Annotated in this window: 9 protein-coding genes and 1 riboswitch; of the genes, 4 read left to right on the top strand and 5 right to left on the bottom strand. The window is 35.7% G+C overall.

Translation table 11 applies throughout. The features are described from left to right. Positions 1 to 207: 207 nt before the first annotated feature. The gene (locus J2S13_RS15705) at positions 208 to 927 is read right to left on the bottom strand and encodes a YebC/PmpR family DNA-binding transcriptional regulator (RefSeq protein WP_307258784.1); all 720 of its coding nucleotides are present in this window, start codon (positions 925 to 927) and stop codon (positions 208 to 210) included. A gap of 257 nt (positions 928 to 1,184) precedes the next feature. On the opposite strand from J2S13_RS15705, the gene J2S13_RS15700 reads away from it, so the two are divergent. After that, the gene (locus J2S13_RS15700) at positions 1,185 to 1,448 is read left to right on the top strand and encodes a hypothetical protein (RefSeq protein ID WP_307258783.1); all 264 of its coding nucleotides are present in this window, start codon (positions 1,185 to 1,187) and stop codon (positions 1,446 to 1,448) included. Between the two features lie 287 nt (positions 1,449 to 1,735). Here the strand turns inward: J2S13_RS15700 and rraA are convergent, their stop codons facing one another. The 3 genes from rraA to J2S13_RS15685 form a co-directional block, all read right to left on the bottom strand. Continuing rightward, the gene (gene rraA, locus J2S13_RS15695) at positions 1,736 to 2,215 is read right to left on the bottom strand and encodes a ribonuclease E activity regulator RraA (RefSeq protein WP_307258782.1); all 480 of its coding nucleotides are present in this window, start codon (positions 2,213 to 2,215) and stop codon (positions 1,736 to 1,738) included. Between the two features lie 304 nt (positions 2,216 to 2,519). Next, positions 2,520 to 3,377 (bottom strand): LiaG family protein, encoded by an 858-nt coding sequence (gene liaG, locus J2S13_RS15690; RefSeq protein WP_307258780.1) that lies wholly within the window; start codon positions 3,375 to 3,377, stop codon positions 2,520 to 2,522. Positions 3,378 to 3,508: 131 nt separating this feature from the next. Then, positions 3,509 to 4,819 carry a globin-coupled sensor protein gene (locus J2S13_RS15685; protein WP_307258779.1) on the bottom strand — a complete coding sequence of 437 codons (1,311 nt, stop codon included), beginning with the start codon at positions 4,817 to 4,819 and terminating at the stop codon, positions 3,509 to 3,511. 382 nt (positions 4,820 to 5,201) lie between these two features. Continuing rightward, a riboswitch (TPP riboswitch) is annotated at positions 5,202 to 5,318 on the top strand. Positions 5,319 to 5,485: 167 nt separating this feature from the next. Here J2S13_RS15685 and thiC point away from each other — a divergent pair. From thiC to J2S13_RS15670, 3 genes are all read left to right on the top strand, one after another. Next, on the top strand, positions 5,486 to 7,258 hold the full coding sequence (gene thiC, locus J2S13_RS15680) for a phosphomethylpyrimidine synthase ThiC (RefSeq protein WP_307258778.1): 1,773 nt from the start codon (positions 5,486 to 5,488) through the stop codon (positions 7,256 to 7,258). After that, complete coding sequence (locus tag J2S13_RS15675) at positions 7,236 to 7,430, top strand: hypothetical protein (RefSeq protein ID WP_307258777.1); 195 nt, start codon at positions 7,236 to 7,238, stop codon at positions 7,428 to 7,430. Before thiC ends, J2S13_RS15675 begins: the two co-directional genes overlap by 23 nt. A 194-nt stretch (positions 7,431 to 7,624) precedes the next feature. Further along, positions 7,625 to 8,299: a CPBP family intramembrane glutamic endopeptidase gene (locus J2S13_RS15670; protein ID WP_307258775.1), complete on the top strand. Its 675-nt coding sequence runs from the start codon at positions 7,625 to 7,627 to the stop codon at positions 8,297 to 8,299. Positions 8,300 to 8,370: 71 nt separating this feature from the next. Here the strand turns inward: J2S13_RS15670 and aspA are convergent, their stop codons facing one another. Beyond that, positions 8,371 to 9,813, bottom strand: a complete 1,443-nt coding sequence (aspA, locus tag J2S13_RS15665; protein ID WP_307258786.1) for an aspartate ammonia-lyase — start codon at positions 9,811 to 9,813, stop codon at positions 8,371 to 8,373. Positions 9,814 to 10,517 lie beyond the last annotated feature (704 nt).

The following is a 10,517-nucleotide window of genomic DNA, read 5'->3' as shown; positions in this document are numbered from 1 at the left end:
GTACCCCTTCCAATCAAATTAAATCATATTACTATAATCCGAAATAGGCATTAAACATTGTAATTATCATTTTACACAATATTAAGGACTTGACTTTTTATTTGCTTATTCCCCGAATTTATTTACGCTACTTTCCCGATTTTTGCACACCCATAGTAATATAAAAAGGGGCAAAATCACTCATGATTTTACCCTTTCAATCTAACCTTATTCATCAAATTCAACATTATGATAAACTTGTTGAACATCTTCTAAATCTTCTAGTGTATCAATTAGTTTCTCAAATTTTGCTAGATCATCTTCGGAAAGTGTTACGTAGTTTTGTGCAAGCATTGTGATTTCTGCCACTGTAAATTCTGAAATTCCAGCTTGATTAAGTGCGTCCTGTACAGCTTGGAATTGATCTGGATCGGCGTATATAATCACTGCTTCATCCTCTTCCAAAATATCACGCACATCTACATCGGCTTCCATTAATAGCTCTAGTACTTCATCAGCTGTTTTTCCTTCTAAACCGATGACAGCTGTTTGATCAAACATGTAAGCAACAGATCCACTTACACCCATATTCCCACCGTTTTTACCAAATGCTGCACGCACTTCTGATGCAGTACGATTGACATTATTGGTAAGCGCATCTACAATCACCATGGATCCATTTGGTCCAAAGCCTTCATAACGAAGTTCATCATAATTCTCGTCTGAACCACCTTTGGCTTTTTCAATCGCACGGTCGATAATATGTTTCGGTACGCTATACGTTTTTGCACGTTCCAATACGAATTTCAAAGCTTGGTTAGATTCAGGATCCGGTTCACCTTGCTTGGCTGCTACATAAATTTCGCGACCAAATTTTGCATAGATACGACTCGTACTTTTATCCTTTGCTGCTTTTTTTTCTTTAATATTGTTCCATTTACGACCCATTATGAACACTCACTTTCAATTTTGAATCTTTATAAATGATTTTATGGTTATCAAAATAATGATTACTAACAATATTAATTGAGACATTATATTCTACCATTAATTAAGAGTATATCGCAATCATTTATTACAAGTCCAATGATAAAAAGATGGGACCTTTTATTTTGATCAACTAAATGTTAGAATTCAATAACTATTAATTTTCTTGTATTTATGGTAAAATTTGTATATTCCTTTTTTATTGGAGGTGAAATTTATTGAAAAACCTTCTTTTGATCCTTCTCCTTTTAGCAAATATTTTTTACATTGGAAACTATTTAATTCGTTTTGAAATTTTATCGATTCACTCTATGTGGATAGCTCTCTTTATCGTCAGTATCTGTTATTCTGTTTTTTATTTATTTCAATCTAGGAAACACTCAAACTTTCATCCCTATTTAGCGATCGCTGTTTTATCAGCAAGCGTTAGTAATTTAGGAGCATTTGGGTTTCTTTATGTTATTTTACACCTGATGCAATAAAAAAATTCCATTGGATGAAGATTTGTTGGTCAAATGGAGCGAGGAGAATGAGTAGAATGAGGAATTTACTCAAATATAGTGTCTTATTTATTTGGGCCGTTTTATTTTTATATTTTTACAATATGTTCATGCCTAAAAATATGTTTTATTTTATTGTGGGTGTCCCTGTACTCTATTTTAGTGCCGTTTTGATCTCGTATATTTTTAAACATTAGAAGGACGGTTAATGTAATAATAAAACAAGCCGTTTCCGTGTACTAAGGAAATAGCTTGTTCTTAAAGAGATCTTAATTTAATTTTCGTGCTGCCACGACGACGCCATCTTCATCTGCATAGACGTAATGTCCAGGAGTCCACTCGACATCACCAAACTTTAGCGTCACATCACGGTCCCCTTTTCCTTCTTTTATACTTTTTAATGGATTGCTTCCGATTGCAAATACACCAATATTTTGTTGACCTAAATCTGCTGTATCCCGTACACATCCATTGATAATGACACCTGCAAGTTTTCGTGTCTCCGCAATATCTCCCAAACGGTCCCCCATAAGGGCACATTTTTTTGAACCGCCGCCATCAACGACAAGAACACTGCCTTCAGGAATTGTTTTCAATGCTTCTTTAACAAGTACATTATCTTCAAATACACTAACCGTTGCAATCGGACCTGAGAAACTTTTATTTTTTCCGAAAGATTTGAATTCTAATGAGCATACTTGTAATTCACTTGCAAAATCATCACATAAATCTGCTGTTTTGATTGACATTAATAACCACTCCCATTTTGAATATTTGCATAATTTTATAGAGGTTTATGTACTTTCTAAAATAATTTGCCCCTAATGATGCCTCGTGAACATTTGCACATTTTCCATATTTATATCAAATAATTCGACATTATTAGCAAGATTCCTTGTTTTTATCATTAATTTCTGAAAAATTTGTAGTTTTCAAACAGATTGTTCGTTATGTTCATTGTTACATTTTTGATGAAATAGATTTTAACGTTTGATCCACTAATTTGATCCATTAAGAGAGAAAACTCCCCATTTTCTTGAGGAGTTTTCTCTCTTAACGAATATTTATGCTACCGCTACCGACCTCGATGTTTATCGTATGTTTTCCAGATCCGTGAACCCCTTCAATATGCTTCCGGGATTTTTTCGTATCATTGAGTGGAAAATCATAGTTTACAATCCCACTTCCGGTTTTTCCTTTTAATTTGAAATCAGCATCTTCGGGAAGATCCAGTGACACCCTTCCAGAAGAAACCTCTATATCCACCGAATCAACTAATTGTTTCATTTGAACATTGAACAGTCCTGATGAAACATCTCCTTCAAGTTTTCCTTCATAGTCTTTCAAATTGATCCGCCCTGAACTAAGGTCAAAGATTCCATGATCTGTTGTAAGTGACTGAATTTCGACATTTCCAGAAGAAACATCATTTGTGAACTCCTTCGTTTCGATATTTTTCATCTTGATAAATCCTGAGCCAAGGTCAACGGTAAGGTGATTTAACTTCATTGGCTGACTTTTCGATGGCCCTGTGAAATTTAAGGATCCGGAGCCTAAATCAATTTCCATATTCCGGTCAAAATCCTTTGGAATAAAAATCGTCAGTTTTGGTCGATTGAACCATAGAAACGAGAAATTCCATTTGTTTTTTTGCTCAACTGTAATCATGTTGCCTCGCTTTTTAACCGTTACCTTCCCTCTCCCTTCAAGCTCTGCATGAACATCCTTGCGATTTTCAGGAATCACCGTCGTTTGAATCGAAGAAATATCCAGTTTAATGACGTCCACATTGTCATTCACAGATACACTCTTTGTAGAATCTCCAAACGGCCATAGCGAATCAAAATTCCAAATAAAGAATACGATGGCCAAACCGGCTAAAACCAAAATCATCGTTATAAATTTTCTCAACGAATTTCCACCTTTCTAACTACCTGTTATTTTCATTGTAAAAAAAGTCTCTTGCGATCCCAATGAGCTATAGATGGATTTGTTCGTAAGACTTGAGACGTAGTTAGAAAAATAGCTCGTTTGAAATTTTATTATAACTGCTCCATGACTTCCTTTAATCCTTCTGCTGAGTTGGTAATCTTTTGGGATGACGTCGCAATTCCATCGATGGTCTCGGTTAAACTTTTCATTTCTTCTTCGACTTTTTTCATATCATTAATACTATCATTCATCGAATTCATAATTCCATCAAATGTCGCTTTCGTTTCTTTTGTTTGAAGAAGTCCTTGTTCCATGAGGGATTTCATTTCATAAATAGCGCTTGACACTTTCTTCGATAATTCATCTGAATTTTTTACAAGGCCAGTAATTTCCACTGCTGAAGATTTCGTTTGTTCTGCAAGTTTTCTTACTTCTTCCGCTACAACAGCAAAGCCTTTTCCATGTTCACCAGCACGAGCCGCTTCAATCGCTGCATTCAATGCCAACAAATTTGTTTGGTCTGCCACTTGCTGTACTAAGGTAATGATAGGCTGAATTTGTTCTGTTGAATGCTCTAGCGCTGTTACCATTTCTGTAATCTTTGCGCTTTTCTCATGAATATCTTCCATACTGTCTTGGAAATGACTGACTTGAACTTGACCTTGATTGGATAATGTCGATACTTCATTCGTCCGTTGCATAGTTTCTGAATAGGCTCGGTCCATTTCTAATGTGCTTGAAAGAACCTTTTCTATTGAATCATTCGTCCGGTCTGTTAAACTAGCCAACTCTGAACTTGAAATAGCGAGTCTATGTTTTACTTCCTTCTTTACTTCGCTTTCTTTTATCTGTTGTTGAAGAATCTTTTCATTATATGCATCTAAAACTAATTGTTGTTCCAAATTTAATAGTTTCGCAATAACTTGTAATGTTTGTGTGCGATCTGTACGGTTTACCATTTTGTCTGTGATCACTTGAATCATCGTACTGTGTAGATTTTGAAAAGCTCCCATATACCATTTGGGTGCCAATCCAATATGAACATGGACATGAGCAACCCGTTCACGCTTCTTGATGTACTCTTCATTAATCTTTCCATCAAACATTTCTATAATATGGTGAGTCAAAGTCATTCGAAGTCGCTCCACTGTACTACTATCGTCAATAATCTTTTTCAAGTGTGGAATTTTTAAAATCGTCGTATAAAAGGATCTAACAATACCCTCAATATGTTCTTGAATTAAGGGTTGAACCGCCTTCGCCAATTTTAAATCCTTCTCTGTTAAATGAATCATTTCTACTTGCTGCTGTAATATTGGATCAGCAAGCTTCATTTCAATTTCTGATTCTTCCGCTTTAAGGATCCAATAGCGTTCAGATTGGTGATCTTTTTTATCCCATCTCTTAAAAAATGCTCCCATAATCATTTGCCCCCTAAATTAAAGGTGAAAAACTTTTTCATATAAGAAGGTGTTATACTTCACGGATTCAGCCCTCTATTTTTCTATCTATATATTATTTCGGCTTTTTTAATCTAAATTAAAGGCCTGTTTAATAAACGCATTTTAAACTCATCTACTTAGAAAATTATACTAAATATAGGGTTGGTTTTCCATCCTCTCTCGATCAACCTTTTAGGACATGAATTTTTCAAGCGACGACAGTTGATGTCATAATTCCAAAAGACAATCAATAGACTAGTAATAAGCATCACGCTGTCTTAATTGTAATCAATGCTTTCAATACCTTTACAAATCCTATTATTCGTGTTAGCTTGAAGATGAGTTTTACATTTACAACTTATGATTCTACTAGGGGCGTCCATTCAGTTTGGACTGAGAGAAGAGCACGTTTTAAGTTCTTTGACCCTTAGAACCTGATCTGGATTATACCAGCGTAGGGAAGTAGATAATGAACGTACATAGATCCTATGTACCTATAATTATTATCTATTCCATCGGGCTTCTTGAACAGAACCCCGATTTTTTTATGTCTAAAAATGAGTCCCTTATCCCGACTCATATAGACATCTTCATCATCTCCTATTAGCTGGTGTAACCCCAAATAAACTATTGGAGGGACATTACATGTCACAAGCAAATAACGTAAATATCGATTTCAAAAGCCAATTTCCAGCAAGTAAAAAAGTTTATGTAGAAGGATCAACTCCGGACATTCGTGTACCGATGAGAGAAATTGAACTTAATCCAACACAGACAGATTCAGGAGTTTTTGAAAATGAACCTGTAAGAGTTTATGACACAAGCGGACCTTACACAGATCCTGAATTTCAACCAGACGTACATAAAGGGTTACCAGAATTACGAAAAAATTGGATTTTGTCGCGTAACGATGTTGAGGAATACGTTGGGAGAGAAGTAAAGCCTGAAGACAACGGGAACCGAAAAGCCCAGGACACTCCTGTTCTTAAACCTGATTTCAATCACAAACCATTAAGAGCGAAAAAAGGGCAGGCTGTTACCCAAATGCATTATGCTAAAAAGGGCATCATCACACCAGAAATGGAGTTTATTGCGATACGGGAAAATCTCGATGCAGAATTTGTACGAAAAGAAGTGGCAGAAGGACGCGCGATCATCCCAGCTAACATTAACCATCCTGAAAGTGAACCGATGATTATCGGAAGTAATTTTCATGTAAAAATTAACGCAAATATTGGGAATTCTGCTGTAAGCTCCTCCATTGAAGAAGAAGTAGAGAAAATGACTTGGGCTACTCATTGGGGTGCTGATACGATTATGGATTTATCAACAGGGAAAAATATCCACACAACAAGAGAATTTATTATTCGCAATGCACCTGTACCAGTAGGAACTGTTCCTATTTATCAAGCTCTTGAAAAAGTAAATGGGATTGCTGAAGATTTAACATGGGAAGTTTACCGTGATACGTTAATCGAACAGGCAGAACAAGGGGTTGACTATTTTACAATCCATGCTGGTGTCTTATTACGTTATATTCCAATGACCATTAAACGCACGACTGGCATTGTTTCACGCGGAGGTTCTATTTTAGCACAATGGTGTCTAGCCCATCATCAAGAAAACTTCCTATACACTCACTTCGAGGAAATCTGTGAAATATTAAAGGCTTATGACATTTCTGTATCATTAGGAGATGGATTAAGACCAGGATCCATTGCCGATGCAAATGATGAAGCACAATTTGCTGAATTAGAAACGCTTGGTGAATTAACACAAATCGCTTGGAAACATGATGTTCAAGTTATGATTGAAGGACCAGGGCATGTTCCAATGCATAAAATTAAAGAAAATGTTGAGAAAGAAATGGAAATTTGTAAAGGGGCTCCTTTTTATACATTAGGACCATTAACAACAGATATCGCTCCGGGATATGATCATATTACTTCTGCGATTGGAGCAGCAATGATCGGCTGGTTTGGTACTGCAATGCTTTGCTATGTTACACCGAAAGAACATTTAGGTTTACCAAATAAAAATGATGTGCGCGAAGGAGTTATTGCTTATAAGATTGCTGCCCATGCAGCTGACTTAGCAAAAGGACATCCTGGAGCACAAAAACGTGATGATGCATTATCAAAAGCACGCTTTGAATTCAGATGGGTAGATCAATTTAATCTAGCCCTAGATCCTGACCGCGCGCGCGAATATCATGATGAAACACTTCCAGCTGAAGGAGCAAAAGTAGCGCATTTCTGTTCGATGTGTGGACCGAAATTCTGTTCAATGAGAATTTCTCATGACCTACGTAAACAAGCAACAAATGAAACAACAAACATTGATGAAAAACAAATTAAAGAAGGAATGGATCAAAAAGCTAAGGAGTTTGTTGAAAATGGATCAGCCATTTATCGATAAGCAAAAAAAAGTAGAAGCATTAAAAAGTGAAATTTCTTTTTTAAACCAAAAAATTAAAGAATTAGAAGCTGAAGTGAACTCCATTCAGCGACAATGTAATCATCAATTTCAGGAAAATGCCTTTATGCGCAAATGTATTAAATGTCATCATGCTGAAAGTTTGCATTATTAAGGGGGAACTATTCCCGTATTAAAAAGGAGATCCTATTAGGAAAAGACCAAGTCACTGTGATTTGGTCTTTTTCTTGCTCTATTTGCATACTCCTCCTTAATATCAAAGGAACATGATTGTCAACATAAAGAATCTATTGCTAAAATAAGGATAAAGCATACATTTGAAAATGCAGATAATTTTAGGAGGGTCAATTGGAGACTGAAATAAATGTAAAAAGGGAAAGTAAAGGGAGTCACATAAAAGCACTTTTTTTGTATCTGTTCATCTTTTACCTCGTCTGGGCTTTTAAAGAATTATGGCTGGTAAAGTATATATATCTATACGATGAAACTACATCCGCTTTATTGATGGCGATCATTAAGATTTTCGTTTGGATTGTACCCACATGTTTATGGATAAAATATTATTTACATATTAACCCGATTAACTACTTAAAAATGAATGTCCATGTAAAAAGAGGATTATTTTGGGGAGTCGTTCTTTCATTAATACTTGGCTTACGTTTCGCCTTTGAAGTTTATATCCTTCATCATCAAAGATTTCATTTTGATTTATCACTGACTAGTTATTTGAATGTTTTTCTTCTTTCAGGAATTACCGAAGAAATTGTATTTAGAGGATTCATTCTTCAAGAAATAGGGAAAAAAATGTCCTTCTGGAAAGCCAATCTAATCACAGCTTTCTTATTTCTTGTCATCCATTATGCCGTTTGGATGTATGATGGGATATTTTTTGATGTATGGAGTCATCTATACGTTTATCTCCTTGGTTTGATTTTTGGATTTGTCTATAAAAAAACAGGCTCATTATGGTCAGTAGTTCTATTGCATTCATTTCATAATTTATTAATTATGATCAGTTTTTAACAGTAGTAAAAACGCTTGGAGAATTTGAATTCCAAGCGTTTTATCTGCTAATAACGATAGGGAAAATCGCTTTATACTCCTAAATATCGTTTTCGTTCAATTAACTCTTTTCCTGAAATACCCGGGTCTGTCATATCATATGGGTGAAGGATGATGTCTAATTCTTCTTTCGATAACACTCCTTTTTCCAAGCAAAGTTCGCGAACTGATTTTCCAGTTATAATGGCTTCTTTCGCAATAGCGGCTGCTGTTTCATATCCAACATGTGGATTAATTGCCGTAATAATACCAACACTATTATCTACATAATGCTTCATCTGTTCTTCATTCGCTTTAATCCCTTCTAGGCAATATTTGCGGAAAACAGTGAATACATTTGTCATCACATTGATGGACTGTAATAGATTAAAAACGAGCACTGGTTCCATAACATTCAATTCGAATTGACCCGCTTCGGAAGCTAAACAAATCGTATGATCATTTCCAATAACTTGAAAGGCTACTTGATTCAATACTTCTACCATTACAGGGTTTACTTTTCCCGGCATAATCGATGAACCAGGTTGACGGGCAGGTAAAGTTATTTCAGAGAGTCCTGTTCTTGGCCCTGATGCCATCAAACGTAAATCATTGGCAATTTTGGATATATTCATCATACATACTTTCAATGTGGCAGAAACTTCTAAGTATGCATCTGTATTTTGAGTGGCATCCACTAAATGCTCAGCTCTTTTCAATGGAAAACCACTATTCTCTTTTAAATTTTCCACGACTTTTTCAATATATAAAGGATCCGCATTTAACCCTGTTCCAACGGCGGTTGCCCCCATATTCACTTCATATAAATGTTGACGTGAAACGCGAATTCTTTCTATATCACGATTTAACACGCGGGCATATGCTTCAAATTCTTGGCCTAGGCGGATCGGAACAGCATCTTGAAGATGGGTTCTTCCCATTTTTAAGATATGGTTAAACTCAATGGCTTTCTCTTCGAAAGTTGTATGAAGCTCCCCCATAACAAGGAGCAATTTATTTAAAGTAGATAGCACTGAAATATGAATGGACGTCGGGAAAGCGTCATTTGTAGACTGTGCCATATTCACATGGGAGTTAGGGCTAATAATTTTATAGGATCCCTTCTCTTCTCCAAGAATTTCTAACGCACGGTTGGCAATCACTTCATTTGCATTCATATTGATGGAGGTTCCAGCCCCTCCTTGAATCGGATCGACAAGGAATTGGTCATGTAAGCTGCCATCGATAATTTCATCCGCTGCCTTTATAATAGCATTAGCGATTTTTTTATCTAATTGGCCAATCGTCATATTTGCTTGAGCCGCAGATTTTTTTACCATGGCTAATGCACGTATTAAACTTCCATCTATTTTATATCCGGTAATTGGAAAATTCTCGACAGCACGTAAAGTTTGAATACCATAATAAGCATCATAAGGAACTTCTTTTTCCCCTAAAAAATCCTTTTCAACGCGATACGCTTTTTGTTGACTGATCAAATGATCATCTCCTAATGATTGTTGTTCTATCTCTATCATAGTAAAAAATAACTATTTCTACAATAGCTTTTCGCCCAGTATTTAGGTTATAAAAATTAGCGAAATCTGAACTAAAATATATAGCCTCCCACCCTTGCTCACCATAATATTTTCATTACTACATAGTGTCCTGCGATTCTGATCATTTATGCTTATTCATTGAAACTGATGTCAATTAATTCAATGAGAGAAATTATTTTCAGAAAATTTTTATTTGTTAACCTTTTCACAAATATTGCTAATTTCCTAATTTATTTTGAGTATTTTTTGTTTTGACTATTTCCCACTGACTTTTGATCATTTCCCACGAGGATTTGTGCTACTTATTGGCTTTTTTGCGCTTGTTCTTTGTAGATTTGAACATTTCCCTGGGTATTTGCCTATTTCCCGGGTTTATTTGCACTTCTTCTTTATTCTCACGTTCGATTGGTCTCTATTTTTCCGGATTTTCTCGATTTGACTATTTCCCACTGACTTTTGATCATTTCCCATGAGGATTTGCGCTACTTATTGGCTTTTTTGCGCTTGTTCCCTGTAGATTTGAACATTTCCCTGGGTATTTGCCTATTTCCCCGGGTTTATTTGCACTTCTTCTCTATTCTCGCGCTCGATCGGTCTCTATTTTTCCGGATTTTCTCGATTTGACTATTTCCCACTGACTT

This window comes from Oikeobacillus pervagus (assembly GCF_030813365.1).
Taxonomy (GTDB): domain Bacteria; phylum Bacillota; class Bacilli; order Bacillales; family DSM-23947; genus Oikeobacillus; species Oikeobacillus pervagus.
This window is presented reverse-complemented; position numbering and strand designations above follow the sequence as displayed.

Excerpts from the sequence above, each read along its gene's own strand:
- J2S13_RS15675 (WP_307258777.1), top strand. The coding sequence starts at position 7,236 with ATGGATCAGCCATTTATCGATAAGCAAAAAAAAGTAGAAGCATTAAAA.
- rraA (WP_307258782.1), bottom strand. The coding sequence starts at position 2,215 with ATGTCAATCAAAACAGCAGATTTATGTGATGATTTTGCAAGTGAATTA.
- J2S13_RS15685 (WP_307258779.1), bottom strand. The coding sequence starts at position 4,819 with ATGGGAGCATTTTTTAAGAGATGGGATAAAAAAGATCACCAATCTGAA.
- J2S13_RS15705 (WP_307258784.1), bottom strand. The coding sequence starts at position 927 with ATGGGTCGTAAATGGAACAATATTAAAGAAAAAAAAGCAGCAAAGGAT.
- thiC (WP_307258778.1), top strand. The coding sequence starts at position 5,486 with ATGTCACAAGCAAATAACGTAAATATCGATTTCAAAAGCCAATTTCCA.